Raw genomic sequence first — 16,224 nt, forward strand, 5'->3', positions numbered from 1 at the left:
GCCTTATCTCAACTGTGCGACCCAAATATTGGTCGAGTATGGAATCTGGATCGAGGACGTATCGAGGCTTTGCAGATACTCATCGATTGCGCTAATCACCTCATGGAATTGCGCACCGGCCTGGCGCTCCAGCGTCGCATGGGAGCGCCACGCCTCCAGACACTCTGCAATGCTTTGCTCGTGAATGACCCGCGCATCAAGATGAACAACCGCACCGAACAGTGCGCTGGCATCGATTACCGCCGTTTGATCTTCACGTCGCGTGCCGTAGCCATAACCCTCTACCCGCGCCTTGATGATGGCCTCGATCCGGCTCTGAATCGGGTCATCAAGATTGCGATGATTCCACATACAGGCAAACCAGCCGCGTGGTTTCAGAATGCGCGCCGTTTCCTTGAGCGCCTGCTGGCGGTCGCAGACATTAAACGAGCTGCCAAAAGTGACCATGTCGAAAGCGTTCGCCGCTTGCCCGGTGACTTCACCGGTGCCTTCATGCCAGCTGACATTGGCAAGGTCCGCGGTACGCTGGATGCCATTGGCTCTCATCGCATCATTGGGCTCTACGGCTACAACATCCAGACCGCGACTGGCCAGCATGATGGTCAGGTGGGCGACACCTGCGCCGACATCGCAAAAGCTGTCGCCTTTTTCTGCGCCTGCTATCGAGAGCATCGCGTCTATCGCGGCCTCGGCGTAGTCAGGCCGTTTCAGATAAGCGTCGGCCAGGGTGGTGTAATCCCATTCGGTTTTCATGCCCACTTCCTTTTATAAAAATGCTGCAGTAAATCATCACTGATCGTTTGTAGGGAGCGCAGAGGGTCAAACGCTACCACCCAATCTGCCGCGTCCGGCTCATCGACCGATAAATCGAGCCCGGCAACATTGTGCAACTCACCCGCATCAAAGCGTCGATAAATACCCTTGGGGTCCCGGCGGCGCAGTTCCTCCATGGGCACCTTCAAGTGCACCTCAAAGTAACCCGGTAGATGGGCTCGATTCCACGTATGAACCTCGCGGAACAACGAAATGGTGGCGATCACTATGATGTGGCCTTGCGCCGCAATGACGTTGCACAGGCGAGCGTACTGCATCGCCAGCGCCAGTCGACCCTCACGGCCATGGTTTTGTGCGTTGGCAGCTGCTGCACCAAAGACATCGCGCAGCTCGTCGCCGTCCAGCAGGACCACCGAGTGGCCATCGTGTCGAAGCCGGGCAACCAGCTCACGGGCCAATGTCGATTTCCCCGCCCCCGACAGGCCGGTAATCCACATCACGTGTCCGGTAACGTCAGCGTTCATATTGACTAGGCTCATTTGCGGTTTAGAGGTGGTGGTTACCTACAGTTCCTGATAGTAGCGGCACGTATTGTTGATTCTTTAGAGATCAGCCTCGGATGGCAGTTTGCCAATGTGCTCCGCTGCACGGCGTCTTTGATCGAAGTGCAATTCGGGGCTTACCTGGGCGAAGACTATATCGTGCGCTCGAAGACCGTTACGGGCGTCTGGCTAAGTAAGCGCTGCGCTGAGCAACGGAATGGAAATTTTCAGTAGCGGTGTCACGATAATTTCCATTCGGTCATGCCCCCGAAAACTGATTGATGGACTCAATGACGTAATCCTGCTCCGCCTCGGTCAACGTAGGGTATAGAGGCAACGACAGGATCTGATGGGGCAGGGACTCACTGAGCGCCGTCGCGGCCGATGCCAGATGCCGATAGGCCTTGTGGTGATGGATGGGCAACGGGTAGTGGATCATCGTCTGGATGCCACGCTCCGCCAGCCAGGCCTTGAGCAGGTCACGCCACGGACAGGTAACGACAAACAGATGCCAGACATGTGTGCAAGGCTCTGCCACGGCGGGCAGTCTGATGATCGGGTTCACGATCTGCGCCCGATAACGCTCGGCAATCAGGCGTCTACGCTGGGTATCAGTGTCCAGTCCTTTGAGCTTGACACGCAACATGGCCGCCTGGATTTCATCCAGACGACTGTTGATGCCTGGCAAATCATGTCGGTATTTGACGCTGGAGCCATAGTTACCCAATGCGCGCACCAGTTTTGCCAGCTCAGGATCGTCGGTGGTTACTGCGCCAGCATCCCCCAGAGCACCGAGGTTCTTGCCAGGATAAAAGCTGAAAGCTGCCGCGTCCCCCCAACTGCCTGCCTTGCTTCCCTGTAACTGAGCGCCATGTGCTTGTGCACAATCCTCCAGCACCAACAGGTCATGCTGCCTGGCCAGCGCCATGATTTGCGGCACAGGCGCCAATTGACCGTACAGGTGCACCGGCAGGATCAACCGGGTTTTCACGCTCAGCGCGGCCTCGACTGCCGTCATGTCCAGGTTATAGGTCGCGAGATCAACATCCACGAGTACCGGAACCAGATCGTTTTCCACGATTGCTGAAATCGTGGCGATAAACGTGTTGTTCTGCACGATCACTTCATCGCCAGCGCTGAGCTTTCCTTGTTCTTTCCAGGCGCGCAGCACCAATGAAAGCGCATCGAAACCATTGCCGACGCCGATCACAAAGCGGCTGTTGCAATAGGCTGAAAATTCACTCTCGAACTGAGCCAGTTCGTCGCCCGCGATGTACCAACCCGAATCGATCACCCGACCACAGGCCGCTTTCAGCTGAGCGGCATATTCGTGATTGATACCCTTTAAATCAAGGAAAGGAACGTGCATCGATATACCTCACAATTCTTGCCGGGTTGCCCGCTACGACGGCATTATCAGGTACGTCACGAGTCACGACAGCGCCTGCGCCGACCATACAGTTTTCTCCCAGAACAATGCCGGGCAACACCGTGGCATTGGCGCCGATTGAAGCGCCACGCTTGACCAGGGTTTGCGCAAATGCGTCAGGGTAAACTTTCGAGCGCGGGTATTTATCATTGCTGAACGCTACGCACGGGCCAATGAACACATCGTCTTCAATGGTCAGACCGTCCCACAAATACACTCCCGACTTGACGGTTACCCGGTGACCGAGGACGACCTCGTTCTCGATGAACGTGTGCGCGCAGATATTGCAATCATTACCGATCACCGCTCCTGGCAAGATCACGACAAACTGCCACACCTTGGTGCCAGCGCCAATGGACTGTGATTGAACATAGCTCAAGGGATGGATCATTTCGCAACTTCCGTTAAAAAGCTGGCGTAGTCACGCACATAGTCCGACTCGGTGTAGAGCTGGTCGGCCAGCACCATCAACACGCAGTCTTCAGAAAAATCGTATATTTCGCGCCAGATAAAAGATTCGATCAGAAGCCCCTGATGGGGATGATCCAGCCTGATGTCGATTTTCTCCCGACCATCGTCCAGCATAAAGCGGCAAGAGCCGCGCACAGCGACGGCCACTTGCTTGAGGGTCCTGTGCGCATGGAAGCCCCGGCGAACACCTTCACGGGTATCGAACATGTAGTAGACACGCTTGACGGAAAAAGGAATGTTCTTACCTTCCTCCAAGGCAATCAGCGAGCCACGGTCGTCGCCATGAGTTTGCAGTTGCAGAAACTGGATATTCATAGACTTTCCCTGACAGCCGTTACAGGTAAATGACGCTGCAACCAGGTCGTGACGGTATTGGCATCAATGGAATAGGGGGCGTAGTAGAGCTCTCTGGAGTCAGAGGTCCCGGCTTGATAGGGAATGTAGTCCATCTCTACGCCAACAATGGCGGCCAGGTTCGAGTAACAGGATAACGCCCCCCACTCTTGAGCCATCCAGCACAATGCCTTCGCCCCTGCTGAAGCAAATATAATGTTGGTCCAGGCGGCACCTGTCGGGCCAACGATTATTTCAGCGTTCGCCATGATAGCTATCTGTTGACTGACATCATGATCTTCCATGTAAACACTGACGAAATCATGAGCCTCACACTGCGCCATTATTTCCACCTGATTATAATTTCTCAGAAAGCCTTTTCTGGCCAGGAACACCCGCTTGGGTAGCGCATTCTGGGTTGTGCGTCGGCTCAATGCCAGGGCCTTTTCCCGCAGAAACATGATGGATTCGTGACGCGCAAAACTGTTTTCAGCTACGTTCCAGGCCGTGCCCTTGATATTGGGGATGAGGTTGTTGGGTGCGCTGAGCAGCAGTAGATCGTCGACTTTATAAGCGGTAAGACTGGCAAGATAAATAAAGGGTCTCTGGATGCCGAAACTCTCGATCAAGGTTTTAATCGAGAGGATCTTTTGGCTGGACATGGATATTAGAATGGGATAGTCGGCGTATTGGCCAGGCAGCTCTTCAATAAACTGCAGTTGCGAGAGTATCTCCAATACCCAGTGGTAATAATTAAGCTCGTTGCAGCCCGAAATCAATATCCCTTTTTCAATGTGTTCGGGTTGGCTGGTGCGGACCAGCGCCAAGTTTTGGCCATGATGGAGTAAGTGAGCGCAGCTGTAGTCAGCTTCGGCTGACCCGGAAGTGATGACGCGCTCAATGACTATTTGCTCATCTGGCAGGATGACCGAGCGGGATACGGAGTGAATTTGCCCATGGCGAAAATGATAGAGCGCCACTTCCGGCAAGGTAATGTCGGTCGGCTTCACGTGCTGGTTCAAGTACCGTGGCCCTTGGACCTGGCTTTCCATGGCCGGGCGAAAAGTGTGCACTTTGTTGCCACTCATGTCATCCAGCCAACGCACTTGCATGCGCTTGATGTGATCGGTTGTGACGCCCACCATAAAACGGTATAGCCAATCGGAAACCCATCCGGGGTTCCGGCAAATACGCTCATAGCCAAGGAGTTCAGCGCTCTTCCTCAAACGTTGAAGCCTTGAACGAGATACCGGAGTGGCGAAATATACGCTGATCGTGTTTTCACTGATGGCAAACTTGCCGATGAGCTGATCCCTGATTTCGCGGTAATAATCACTGGCAATGACTATTTTATCGTAGGACAGGTGGGCAAGTTGTTCGGGGGCATAGATGGTTTTGCCAAACAGCGACTGGCCTTGTTTTTGCTGATTATTGTCCAGAAAGCCAATGACCTTGTGGTTACCACGGGAGCTCTTGTAGTAATTGATACCGCCGGCGCCGGTGCCAAAAATCAAGACCCGTACTTTTTGCCTGAACCACATCCGCATACCCGCCTCGTGCTACGTTTTTCAAATTATCAGTGATGGCACTGCGTGAGTCACCCAACTGCACCCAATGGCTAGCCTGTTGTCCGGCACACGCCTAGGCGTTATTGATGATATTGCCTTTGATTTGGGCAACGCCGTTGGCATCCAGGTCCCGGCGGGTTCTGATCGGCCTGAGTTCACCCTGGAGGGTGTCGTTTATCTTGTTGATAGCCGTCGAGCCTTTATGGTCGTTAGACTTGCCTATCAAGTAGCGCAATGACAATCGAAAACGATCGGATTCATCATCCAGTGGACGGGTACCGTGCAACATACAGTTGTGCCAAAGGCCTACATAACCCGGACCGCCTGCCAGGGTGTGATCCCGGCACTCGATCTGCTGACCGTGATCGTCTTCATACGTCCAACGGTCATCCCCCAGGCATTCCAACCGATGGGGAAACAACGTCGCGCCCAAACGATGCGAGCCGGGTAGCAGGTGCAGAGGGGAATCACGCTCGGTCACTTCATGCAGATACACATAAAGTGTCAGAAATGACGACGGATCCAGTTCGACGCGACCTTGTGGCCAATCGATGATGTCCTGGTGAAAGTCGATGCCACGAAAATAGGTAATGTCGCGAAACGGCTTGCGAATATAAGGCCCCAGGTTTGCCACGTTGACGTCGTGAATCCTTGCTCGTACCCATTGCGGAAGCCAGGCATCGGGTACACCGCAAACCGCTTTCTTTATCACCACCTCATAGTCATCACCCAGCACTTTGCCGAGAACCCCAGTCAGGATCGGGTCTTGCTCGATAAATAGCAGTTGCGGTTCAAACGCGTTGAGGAAGTTGAACGTTTTGGTCGGATTGGCGTTGAAGTGGTTTTCTTGAGCGAGATACTCGGCCTCTTCCATGAACAGACCCGGACCGAACGCCCGTGTCGAGATCATTTGCTGATACAGCTCCTGAGTCTGATTCACGTCCAGAATCTCCCCAAACAGACATACACCTTGTTCTGTGAGGTTGTCGATGTAGGTCTGCATACTGCGTCTGCTCCTTGGTCCCCCAATGCGTCTGAATATTATCGGCAGGTTTTGATGAAACTGACGGGGGGTGGGTGAAAATATCCCTGCGGGTTTGCACGATTCAGTGGGACCGGACTTGTCCGGGAAAGCGTTGACGCAGGCACTGAAGCTGCATCAGGCAGATTGAGGCTGCTCGGCTGGCCTTATCGAGGACAAGTCCTCTCCCACAAAGGACGAGATACGCAATAGGAAGCCCGCGCTTTGATAGCGCAGGTTTTTTTGAGCGCGCATCCATTTGAGTGTCTATAAGTTAATTTGCATTCGGACGAAGAGACATTCAGTTTCTTTGCCCAATGCCGATATTTCGTGAGTACTCAATCAGGATCGGTGACGCCATGTTCAACACCCGCTTGAAAAAGGAATTGCAGGCGCGAGAAGCCGAGCTGTCTGTCTACAAACAAATGGAAACGGGCATGGACGCGCAAATGCTGTCGGTGATCCTGGATGCGAGTTTTCGCATCACTTACGCCAATGCCAATTTCCTCAACGCGCTGGGCTATACCGCTGAGCGTCTGGTGGGGCGCGCGCTGGATGAGATCGTGCCGGCTTACGTCAAGCAGCTCGATTGCTATCGCAATCTGCGCGCGGCTATCGATACCGGCGAGTCCATTGTCGACAACTACCGTTTCCTGCGGCAGGACGGCAGCCTGGCCTGGGTTCGGGCCATCTGGTATCCGATCATGGGTGAGGACGGCGAGTTGTCGTTGATCCGCTTCTTTGGCACGGACATTACCCCGGCGATTGAGCTGGCGACTGAAAACGCGGGCTTCATTCAGGCGTTGCTGCGTTCAACAGCGGTGATCGAGTTCGATCTGGGTGGGCATGTGCTGACCGCCAACGATCAGTTTTTGCGCGGGATGGGCTACAACCTTGCGCAAATCAAAGGCAAGCACCACAGCCTGTTTTGCGACCCGCAGGAAACGGCATCGAGCCAGTACAAAGAGTTTTGGGCGACCCTGAACCGTGGCGAGTTTGTCGCCAATCGCTTCAAGCGAGTCGACAGCAGCGGGCGCGTGGTGTGGCTGGAAGCGACGTATAACCCGGTCCATGACACGCAGGGCAAACTCTACAAAGTGGTCAAGTTCGCCACGGTGGTGACCGATCAGGTCGAGCGTGAAGCCGAAGTCGCGGACGCGGCAGGCATCGCTTTCGAGATTTCCCAGCAAACCGACCTGAGCGCCCAGCGCGGGGCCACGGTGGTTCAGGAGACGGTGCAGACCATGCGCCAGATCTCCGAAGAAATGCAGTCCGCGTCCGAAGGCATCGAAGCGTTGGGCAAACAGTCGCTGTTGATCAGCTCCATTGTGCAAACCATTGGCGGCATCGCCCAGCAAACCAACCTGCTGGCGCTCAATGCCGCCATCGAAGCGGCGCGGGCGGGCGAGCAGGGCAGGGGCTTTGCGGTGGTCGCCGATGAGGTTCGGCAACTGGCCGGACGCACCAGTGCGGCGACCGAAGAAATCGTCAACGTCGTACAGCAGAACCAGGCGCTGGTCGATGAAGCGGTGCGCGGCATGGCCAACAGTCGAGGCCAGGCCGAACAAGGCCTCGGGCTGGCCAACGATGCTGGCGCGGTGATCGTCGAGATCCAGGAAGGCGCCAAACAAGTGGTCAACGCAGTGGGGCGTTTTGCCAATCAGTTGAAGTAACCGGTACGCCAGGCGAGCACAACGGCAGGCTCCGCGCCTGCCATTGTCGAGTAACCGGATCAGGCCAGCTTGAAGCGCGTGACCAGCGCGCTCAGGTCCACCGCCAGCCGTGCCAGTTCCTGGCTGGCTACGTTGGTCTGGTGCGCGCCTGTGGAGGTTTGCATGGCGAGGTCGCGGATATTGACCAGATTGCGATCCACTTCGCGGGCAACCTGGGCCTGTTCTTCCGAGGCACTGGCGATGACCAGGTTGCGCTCGGTGATCTGGCTGAACGCCTCGGTGATTTGTTGCAGTGCCTGGCCCGCCGCGCTGGCGATTTCCAGGGTTTCCTGAACCCGCTGATTGCTGGTGCTCATTGCCGCCATTGTTTGCTCGGTGTCTTTGCGGGTGCCGGCGATCATCTGTTCGATTTCGTGGGTCGACTGCTGCGTGCGATGGGCCAGGGCGCGAACCTCGTCCGCCACCACCGCGAAGCCACGTCCGGCATCGCCTGCCCGTGCGGCTTCAATAGCGGCGTTGAGCGCCAGCAAGTTGGTCTGTTCGGCAATGGAACGGATCACGTCGAGAACCGAACTGATGCCGTGCACGCGCTCGGCCAGTTGCGTGACCTGGCTGACGGTGGTGCCGGCGTTTTGTGCCACTTGATGAATCGCGGCAATGGTCTGGTCCACTTGGTCGCGGCCATTGCTGGCGCTTTGGTCAGCGGTTCGCGAGGCCACGGACGTCGCGGTGGCGTTGCTGGCAACCTCGTCCACTGCCGCGGTCATTTCGTTGACGGCCGTCGCGGCCTGCTCTATTTCCTGATTCTGCTGCTGCAATACCTTGCCCGCATTCTCGGTCACCGCATTGAGTTCTTCGGCGGCGGACGCCAGCTGGGTCGACGAATCGACAATATGCAAAATGGTATTTTTCAGGCTCTGCTGCATGCTGTGCAGTGCATCGAGCAAGCGCGCTGGTTCATCGTTACCTTCTACCTTGATAGGCCGCGACAGGTCGCCGCCCGCGATCGCTTCAGCTGCCTGCACGGCTTCGCGCAATGGGGCGACGATGCTGCGGGTGAAGAGGGTGGCGAGGACGATGGTCAAGGCGACCGCCAATGCCATCGACAGCATCACGCCGATATTGGAGCGTTCGTACTGGCTCTGTGAAACCGTCGCGAACGATTGTGCGGCACTGGTGTTGAGCTTGATCAGTTCGTTGAGTTGCGCGCCGAGTTTGACCGAGTACTTGGTGTAGTCGCCGCCCAGCAGGGCGCGCACAGCTTCGATATCGCCGGTGGCGGATTTTTCCACCAGTTGCTTATGAATGCGCACGTAGTCGGCGAGGACCTCCTTGAACAGCGCGAACTGGGCTTTTTCGTTGTCGCTGTTGATCAGCGCGGCATAGCTATCCAGCGCCTTGCCCAGCTCGGCAATCAGTTCGTCGCCGCGACTGATGCTGCCGCGCAATTGGCTTTCTTCGCGGTCTACCAGAATCCGGAAAGAGATGATCCGCAGGCGCAGCATTCTGTCGCTGATCGAGCCCAGGGCGACAAAGCTGGGGAGCGTGTTGTCCAGCACCTCCACGGTGCCATTGCGAATAGTCTGCATCTGGCTCTGGGCAAATAGCCCGAGGATGATCACAAGCAGTGCGACAGCGGAAAATCCCAGCGCCGCACGGGGACCGACTTTCAGACGTCTCAGCAACATGGTGAAGGCCTTTTATTGTTGTCAATTATGCGGTGAGCACCGCGACAGTTGTCGGCCTATCGGCCCGAAGCCTTTATCCATTAGGCGCCGGGCGCATTCTCGTGTTCGTATTTTGCGAACAGGACATTTGCTGTGGGTTAACGCGCAACCATGCTGTGCTCAGTGGGCTGCCCGCTGACGCTTGGATCCAACGCCATCCGTCATCTTGTACCATGCAATCGCCGCCGCGACATAAGCGCGGTGCAGGCCATACAACGGGAACGCCTTGATGTCCGTTGGCACCACCGGCAACACGCTGCGATCGCCGCTGTGCACGTAACTGGCCCATGCGGCTTTGCAGGCCTACGCCGCGGCCTTGGCAACCGATGTCGATGAGCAGGCCCGGCGCCGGTTCGTGGATGTGAGGAAAGTAATTCTGGTAAGCATCAAACGCTTCGTAACGAGCGCAGCAAAGGGCTCCCGGTCAGGCGACGAGCAATATTTTCAGAATTGATATGTAAGAGCCAATATAAAACCCCAATATTGTGATTGCTAAAGGGATTCTGGCACGGGGTAAACCCTGCTTCTATGGATTTTCACTGCGCGGAGATGATGCGATGGATCCTATGAGCTTGTCTTTTGACGACTACTTAACGACCAATTACGGGAACATATGGGACTCCCCCGTTGATCTTCGGTACCTGTTTGACGGCTTGGCCATTCTGCCTGGCCTTGTGTGGGTCACCCGGGGTGACCCATTTCATCCTCGGCCTCAACTGACTGGTATCGGCGCGTTTGATTGGGATGAAGAAACACCCATTGAGGTTCGGCTGTTTGAAACTCCAAATCTGGACACAGTCAACTGGTATCTGGTCACGGCGGAGCTCAATCGTCGCAACCATATGGACGATCGCTTAGTTGATATCCATGCTCACTGGCACCAATCGCGGATCAATGCGCTTCCGAAAGTTAATGTCGATTATGTCGGAAGGGCTTGACCTGACTGTACGCCGCTTCGTAAGCATGAGTCAGCGCGATATGCTGTTCTGCTGATATGGGAGTGTTGGATCATAAGCACTCACTTCCCGTTTTTAATTAAAAAAATCTCGTCAGGGGTTCTGCCACTGATCGTCAGCGTCGATCATTAGACACCGCCCAGTTTTCAGAGGATTGCAGAAGTGAAATCGAAACGTGTAATGGCTTGTGCAGCGATAGCCTCCTCATTCAGCTTGTTAATCGGTTGTGGCAATGCCTACGAGGGTACTTACCGTGCACTGGATGGTTTTCTTGGGCCGTTAATAGTGCTCGAGGTCACAGGAAGAAAAGCGTACGCCACGAAAGTGGACATCATCCGAAAAATTGTACTTTCTGAGGAAGATTTCACCGTGGAGGATAAGAGCGAAAAGCTTTTGATTACAAACAACCGTGGAAAAACCTTCGCGTTTTCACGGTCGGTTAACGAGAAAGACCTAGAGTGCTTGAACTGTGGTTTCGGGACAGGTTTACCAAAGGCTTGGCAGAAAATTATCAAGAACAGTGACTTCTAGGCTGAAAATCATGGACAAGCGATGTATTCCATTGACAGCCTTTTTAAGGCTTATTTCAATGATGCCATTGACAGCCTGCTCGGCTGAACCCAGCTTCAATGGAATATACACGGCCCACATTGGTGTAGGTCCGATAGCTACCCTTGTTATCATACATGTAAAGGGCTCGCTAGGCGCATTAACCATTGCCCAACCCTTTACAAAGCCGTTGGCACCTATACCTATGCTTGTTGAGCAGAATGCTAATCGTCTCGTGCTGACTAAATCTACGGACAAGAGTTTTCAGATGGTTTTTAACCATGGCGATAATGGTGATATCCGGTGCGTTGAGGTATGTCAAAACGGTCCTGTAGATTGGGAGCGGGACCAGCGATAGGTCTGGTAAGCCAACGCCGCTGCAGCTCGCGCGTCACGTGCCGATTAGGATGGCGTTGCTACCAGCTTAATTAATCTATCAGTCTATTTACAACTACGGTTACGCAGTCGTCAGAGGTGTTTTTCAAGGTGCAAGCCAGCCGCTTGCTTGGAGGACGCTATGCGATTTGATGTTCTGATGTCGAAGTCAGAATGGGATTGGGTGCTTGTTGTAGCCGAATTTAACACCTGATCCGAAAAAGGCCCCGCAAGTGAACGTCAGGGATCGGCACACCGGATGTGCCCTTCTTGCGCTGCTGACAGGACAGTTACCGTGGGACAGCCTGGACCCCGTCGCGCTCTTGCTCTTGACGACCTACGGTAAAGGATTGTCTCGAGTTCCACAGTAACTTTGTACCGCGAGAGTGGTGCAAATACAGCCACATCGATGAGCTTCAGTGGAGCGGTTCAATAGCACGACAAGCCAGTATGAATTCTGCCCCTTAACTAAAGTTTGAAAATTGAACACGGCCGCGGATTGGAGCGTCCTGTTTTGATTTTTTGATTTTTTGATTTTTTGGGTTTTTGGTTCGCGCTACAGCCATCGATTCTGTGGCTACTGACCCTCCTACTTGTCTCGCGGCTCAAGAAAGAGATCTCCGAAGAGCGAAGCACTTCCTGAGGTTCAGAAAGCCAGATCCTGAGGATTTTAAGCTTATTTTTGGATTTTGGTTGCATGAAGGAACCTCAACGAAGCCAAAACAAAATAGCGCTATGTGTGTATAATTACATTAGACGGGGATGTAAGCATTTTACCCCGAAGCAAAACGCCCTTAGCTGGTGTCCCTTCGAGCTCCATTTTTGCACCTTTGGACGCATAAAACACCTAAATGCAACCAAATCCGGTCGTTCTCAGGCTCATCCCTTTAAATGGGTGACGCGAAAGGAAATGTCGGGGTGCTGAAGGGAAATGACAGGGTGCTGATGGGAAGTGAAGGGCACCTATGGCGCTGGTTTGAAGGGGCATTGCAACTCTTTGCGAACGCCGCTGGAGAATGAATGGGTGCCGCAATGGTGCTGTGATGGTGCCTTGAGGGTGCTGCAAAGGGTGCCAATGGGCATCAACGGTGCCGCAAAGGGTCATAGAGCGCACCCATTGCAACCAATGCGACCAAAAGTAAGTGTTTTGTGAGAATTCATAATGTCAAAGAATGTTCGCGACAAGACACTACTCGATCCGTTTATTGAGAAGTTGAGCGTTGCTACTGAGCGCAGGTTTAATTCACTAACTGGGTTGATCGATCACATGACCTTTTGCAAGGAGCGGCTAACCGAAAATATAGAAAGAGTACGAGGACATTTGGAGTCGGATCGCGCGAGGTTGCACCGGCCGCGTGCTTCACTTTTTTGCACGTGGAGTCCCCACACGAACAAAATGAAGGTCTCGCCAATCGAGTTGTACCTTCTTTTGGACACTCGCCTAGATGTGGGCGCTATGACGAAATTCTCGCTTCGAGAGCGATCGAGGCGGACAGAACTGATGACCCCAATCCTAGGCATCCGAGCTGCGCGACAATTCACAAAAGACGTCGACACCTTTTTCTTGAACGCCGATCAAGCCGTGAGATGGATCAATACACTCCCTGGCGAGGCACTCGACTTTCTAAACCGGCCAGCGATTCGCTCGGGATTTGATCATTGGATTACGGCAATAGGTGGGCTGACAGAGAAGGCGAGCATAAGGGCCACAACGGTCGTTGAAAGATTTCTGAAACTCGACACTGAATTAAATGACCTCGTTTTCGAGTTCAATGCAGCGAGACAACCGGTAAGATTCAACTCAATCATCTGCCGGAGGGATTGCTCGAATTCAGACCTCCTTTCACCCGCTGAACCGAAGTTTAGGGTGATCGTCAATTTCAATCGGCGCACAGGCGGACGATCCAGTAAGGATGTTCAGACATACAAGCAGGTCCTAGCAAAGCAAAGGCTAATGGAGAAACTAGAAAAATCCTTAGGGCGGCCGCCTGATGCAGCGGAGGTCGAGCAGGCAGCGAATCGGCAAAGAAATCGTTTGCCTACACCGTGGCTTACTGAGGATTTGATTTCACATTGCAAACTAGGCCGGCACTCGTCTGAAATATTTAAGCATCAGAAGAAAATCTCCACCGTCATAAGTGATTGGAAAGAGACACGGCAACTGATTCAGAAGTTACTAGGATAACAAATAGCTGTTGATAGTTTTATCTAAAATTTACACCTAATAAAAAATCATAATACTAAAAGTTGTGCTGCATACAAACTGGCCGTGGTGTAAAATCTCGAAGGTATCTTTTTGTAACCCTGAATGAGTATGAAAGGAGAAGCGAGTACTCAATCTGCGAATAAATATCATTGATATCATTGATATCGTTGGTATGAAGTACTGTTGACTTATAGAGATGATTACATCTTTAATTATGGCTTGAGTGCTGCATATGAAATCACCGGAAATGGTCACATCAGTTTGGAGACGGCTCTGAACAACATTGACATTGAACAGCTTAGTTAAGATTAAGTTCATGCCCGACGATGATTAAGGTGTAGCAAGGCGTGCCTGAAGTGAGGCCCGTCACGCCAGCGATTTAAATGAGGCACGCCATGCGGTAGAATATTTGAGTTAAAATGGGAAGTTTTCACTTAGTCGCTTTAACATCTCCTCGCCTGGTGTATGGCCTGCGTAGTGAAACACATCGTAATCGGGCTACGCACTGACAAACTAACCTTGGGTCTCATAGGCCATAGTCTTGCCTTGTGTCTTCGAAAATATGCGTCTGGCGTCATGTGTTTCGTTTTCCTGATTACCAGCGATTGGTCAATTATTCGCCCCACGCTGTTCACAAACTCCTAAGCCTGATCTACACCTAGACTAGGTCTAGCCCCGAGCTGCTGATAAAACCGAAGCAGATATCCGTAAGAACCAGCCACCCAAATTAACGAATCCCGCTCGCCTCGGCACTCATGCGATACCAAGGGTCTTCAACTGGGAGGAAAGCTTTGACCTAGTGCTGCGCACTCGAGCGGAACAGACGCCGTCTTCTCATAGATTGACGCCTAGCTGTTTCTTGGCATATATCGGTGCATCTCTGAGAGCGAGGCGCTAAATAGAGTGACCGGCAATACTGGCAATGCTGTTGCGATACGCCGTGTCCAATGGATCGCTCCTTCGACAGAGAACAGATGGCTAGTGGGTTAATGATTACGTTTTCAGACTATCTCCAATGCCACGGCCATTGCGCAGAGGGGCTGTAGGCGGAGGCTGGCTATCCGAAGCTCTAGTCATCTTGGAGTGCCTGCTACCGTGTGCCTTTGCGTCGCAACGATGCCAATGTTGCACGCAAACGTGTTTAGATTATGCCGCGCAGCGCCTTTTGTAGCCCGATTTGCGCTGGTTGCTGACCCAAAGCTTGTGGTGGGCAATTGCGTACTGACCTTGGAGGTTTCTCTCGCAGCATAAGGTTTGACTACAAACCTCACGTCCTTTTGTCTGCAATCAAAGCCCGCCATCGGTCATCTTGTACCAGGCAATGGCCGCCGCGACGTACGCCCTGCGCAGGCCATACAACGGGAACGCCTTGATGTCCGTTGGCGCCACCGGCAACACGTTGCGATCGCCGCTGTGCACGTAACTGGCCAGCGCCTGGCCCATGCGGGTTTGCAGGCCGACGCCGCGCCCCTGGCAACCGATGTCGATGAGCAGCCCCGGCGCCGGTTCGTGGATGTGCGGAAAGTAATCCCGGGTAATCGCCACGCGCCCACACCAGCGGTAGGCAATCGGAATGCCTGCGGTTTGCGGGAACAGTTTTTGGACTGCGCTTTCCAGATGCGACCAGTGATCCTTGCGCGACGGGTCCGGGTCTTGAAAGGTGCCGCGTCCGCCCAGCATCAACCGCCCGGTGTGATCAATGCGGTAATACAGCAACAGGTTGCGCGCGTCCGAGGACACATGGCCTTCGGGCAGAATCGTGCGGCGCACGGCTTCCGGCAGCGGTTCGGTGGCGATCTGGAACGAGTTGGCATCGATGATGGTTTTGCTCAGCGACGGCCACAGATTGTCGGTGTAGCCGTTGGTGCACAGCACCACGCGCTCTGCTGAAACCTGACAGCCTTGCGCGGTCTTGACCTGCCATTTGCCGCCGCTGTTGTTGAGTTCGGTGACCGGCGAGCGCGTGTAAATCTGCACCCCGGCGGCCAGCGCGGCGCGGGCCAGGCCTCGGGCATAGCTCAACGGCTGAATGCCGCCGCCACGTGGGTCGAGCCAGCCGCCGTGATACTTGTCGGTGCCGAGCAGGCGCGCGGTTTCGTCACGCTCAAGAAACCGCGCGGCGACGCCCTGGGCGTTCCAGTCACGCACGCGGCGTTCCGCCAGCTTCAGGGCGGCGGGCGTGTGCGAGCCCTGAATCCAGCCGTTGCGCACGCGGGGCACGTCCATCTGATGCTTGTCGATCAGGTTGAACACCGCGTCCACGGTGCCGGCGGCGAAGTCGATCAAGGGCTGGGCTTGGTCCGCGCCCAGCTTGGCGATCAGTTCACTGGGGTCATATTTCAGGCCGGGAATCACCTGGCCGCCGTTGCGACCGGAACCGCCGAAGCCGACTTCCTGGGCTTCGAGCACCGCCACCCGAACGCCTTGTTCGGCCAGATGCAGCGCCGTGCTCAAACCACAGAATCCGGCACCAACGATCACCACGTCGGCTTGCATGTCCTGCGCCAACGGCTCGCTCGGGGGTGCTTCAACTGCCGTGGCGGCCCACAGCGAAGGGGCCAATGGAAAGTATGTACGGGTCATTGCAGCGAACCTCGCGC

General features: G+C 54.4%; 12 protein-coding genes and 2 pseudogenes. 4 read left to right on the forward strand and 10 right to left on the reverse strand.

Annotated features, from left to right (window positions below):
• Positions 1-3: 3 nt before the first annotated feature.
• From CFII64_RS27970 to CFII64_RS28000, 7 genes are all read right to left on the reverse strand, one after another.
• Positions 4-753, reverse strand: coding sequence for a class I SAM-dependent methyltransferase (locus tag CFII64_RS27970; RefSeq protein WP_020294251.1), 750 nt, complete (start codon positions 751-753; stop codon positions 4-6).
• Complete coding sequence (locus tag CFII64_RS27975) at positions 750-1,298, reverse strand: adenylyl-sulfate kinase (protein ID WP_020294252.1); 549 nt, start codon at positions 1,296-1,298, stop codon at positions 750-752. The genes CFII64_RS27970 and CFII64_RS27975 overlap by 4 nt, the downstream gene beginning before the upstream one ends.
• 277 nt (positions 1,299-1,575) lie before the next feature.
• Positions 1,576-2,685 carry a DegT/DnrJ/EryC1/StrS aminotransferase family protein gene (locus CFII64_RS27980; RefSeq protein ID WP_020294254.1) on the reverse strand — a complete coding sequence of 370 codons (1,110 nt, stop codon included), beginning with the start codon at positions 2,683-2,685 and terminating at the stop codon, positions 1,576-1,578.
• Complete coding sequence (locus tag CFII64_RS27985; RefSeq protein ID WP_020294255.1) at positions 2,666-3,136, reverse strand: acyltransferase; 471 nt, start codon at positions 3,134-3,136, stop codon at positions 2,666-2,668. The genes CFII64_RS27980 and CFII64_RS27985 overlap by 20 nt, the downstream gene beginning before the upstream one ends.
• On the reverse strand, positions 3,133-3,531 hold the full coding sequence (locus CFII64_RS27990) for an FdtA/QdtA family cupin domain-containing protein (RefSeq protein WP_020294256.1): 399 nt from the start codon (positions 3,529-3,531) through the stop codon (positions 3,133-3,135). The genes CFII64_RS27985 and CFII64_RS27990 overlap by 4 nt, the downstream gene beginning before the upstream one ends.
• The gene (locus tag CFII64_RS27995; RefSeq protein WP_020294257.1) at positions 3,528-5,096 is read right to left on the reverse strand and encodes a glycosyltransferase family 61 protein; all 1,569 of its coding nucleotides are present in this window, start codon (positions 5,094-5,096) and stop codon (positions 3,528-3,530) included. Before CFII64_RS27995 ends, CFII64_RS27990 begins: the two co-directional genes overlap by 4 nt.
• Before the next feature lie 94 nt (positions 5,097-5,190).
• Positions 5,191-6,120: a phytanoyl-CoA dioxygenase family protein gene (locus CFII64_RS28000; RefSeq protein WP_020294258.1), complete on the reverse strand. Its 930-nt coding sequence runs from the start codon at positions 6,118-6,120 to the stop codon at positions 5,191-5,193.
• A gap of 467 nt (positions 6,121-6,587) precedes the next feature.
• Here CFII64_RS28000 and CFII64_RS30670 point away from each other — a divergent pair.
• Positions 6,588-7,274: pseudogene (locus CFII64_RS30670) on the forward strand (PAS domain-containing protein); the annotation flags it as partial.
• 102 nt (positions 7,275-7,376) lie between these two features.
• Positions 7,377-7,811: pseudogene (locus CFII64_RS30675) on the forward strand (methyl-accepting chemotaxis protein); the annotation flags it as partial.
• A gap of 59 nt (positions 7,812-7,870) precedes the next feature.
• On the opposite strand, the gene CFII64_RS28010 reads toward CFII64_RS30675, so the two are convergent.
• The gene (locus CFII64_RS28010) at positions 7,871-9,499 is read right to left on the reverse strand and encodes a methyl-accepting chemotaxis protein (protein WP_020294260.1); all 1,629 of its coding nucleotides are present in this window, start codon (positions 9,497-9,499) and stop codon (positions 7,871-7,873) included.
• Positions 9,500-9,658: 159 nt separating this feature from the next.
• A complete protein-coding gene (locus CFII64_RS30180; RefSeq protein ID WP_020294261.1) occupies positions 9,659-9,814 on the reverse strand; it encodes a hypothetical protein in 156 nt (51 codons plus the stop codon).
• 281 nt (positions 9,815-10,095) lie between these two features.
• Between CFII64_RS30180 and CFII64_RS28015 the strand changes: the two genes are divergently transcribed.
• Together CFII64_RS28015 and CFII64_RS28020 are read left to right on the forward strand one after the other, a co-directional pair.
• On the forward strand, positions 10,096-10,476 hold the full coding sequence (locus CFII64_RS28015) for a hypothetical protein (protein WP_020294262.1): 381 nt from the start codon (positions 10,096-10,098) through the stop codon (positions 10,474-10,476).
• 180 nt (positions 10,477-10,656) lie between these two features.
• Positions 10,657-11,025, forward strand: coding sequence for a hypothetical protein (locus CFII64_RS28020; protein ID WP_156883310.1), 369 nt, complete (start codon positions 10,657-10,659; stop codon positions 11,023-11,025).
• 3,886 nt (positions 11,026-14,911) lie between these two features.
• On the opposite strand, the gene CFII64_RS28030 is transcribed toward CFII64_RS28020, so the two are convergent.
• Positions 14,912-16,207, reverse strand: coding sequence for an FAD-binding oxidoreductase (locus CFII64_RS28030; RefSeq protein ID WP_020294265.1), 1,296 nt, complete (start codon positions 16,205-16,207; stop codon positions 14,912-14,914).
• Positions 16,208-16,224 lie beyond the last annotated feature (17 nt).

Source organism: Pseudomonas sp. CFII64 (genome assembly GCF_000416235.1).
GTDB lineage: Bacteria > Pseudomonadota > Gammaproteobacteria > Pseudomonadales > Pseudomonadaceae > Aquipseudomonas.

Bases quoted from the DNA above. Each gene is read 5' to 3' on its own strand.
- CFII64_RS28015 (WP_020294262.1), top strand. From the start codon at position 10,096: ATGGATCCTATGAGCTTGTCTTTTGACGACTACTTAACGACCAATTAC.
- CFII64_RS28000 (WP_020294258.1), bottom strand. From the start codon at position 6,120: ATGCAGACCTACATCGACAACCTCACAGAACAAGGTGTATGTCTGTTT.
- CFII64_RS28010 (WP_020294260.1), bottom strand. From the start codon at position 9,499: ATGTTGCTGAGACGTCTGAAAGTCGGTCCCCGTGCGGCGCTGGGATTT.
- CFII64_RS27990 (WP_020294256.1), bottom strand. From the start codon at position 3,531: ATGAATATCCAGTTTCTGCAACTGCAAACTCATGGCGACGACCGTGGC.
- CFII64_RS28030 (WP_020294265.1), bottom strand. From the start codon at position 16,207: ATGACCCGTACATACTTTCCATTGGCCCCTTCGCTGTGGGCCGCCACG.
- CFII64_RS27975 (WP_020294252.1), bottom strand. From the start codon at position 1,298: ATGAACGCTGACGTTACCGGACACGTGATGTGGATTACCGGCCTGTCG.
- CFII64_RS27995 (WP_020294257.1), bottom strand. From the start codon at position 5,096: ATGCGGATGTGGTTCAGGCAAAAAGTACGGGTCTTGATTTTTGGCACC.
- CFII64_RS27985 (WP_020294255.1), bottom strand. From the start codon at position 3,136: ATGATCCATCCCTTGAGCTATGTTCAATCACAGTCCATTGGCGCTGGC.
- CFII64_RS27970 (WP_020294251.1), bottom strand. From the start codon at position 753: ATGAAAACCGAATGGGATTACACCACCCTGGCCGACGCTTATCTGAAA.
- CFII64_RS27980 (WP_020294254.1), bottom strand. From the start codon at position 2,685: ATGCACGTTCCTTTCCTTGATTTAAAGGGTATCAATCACGAATATGCC.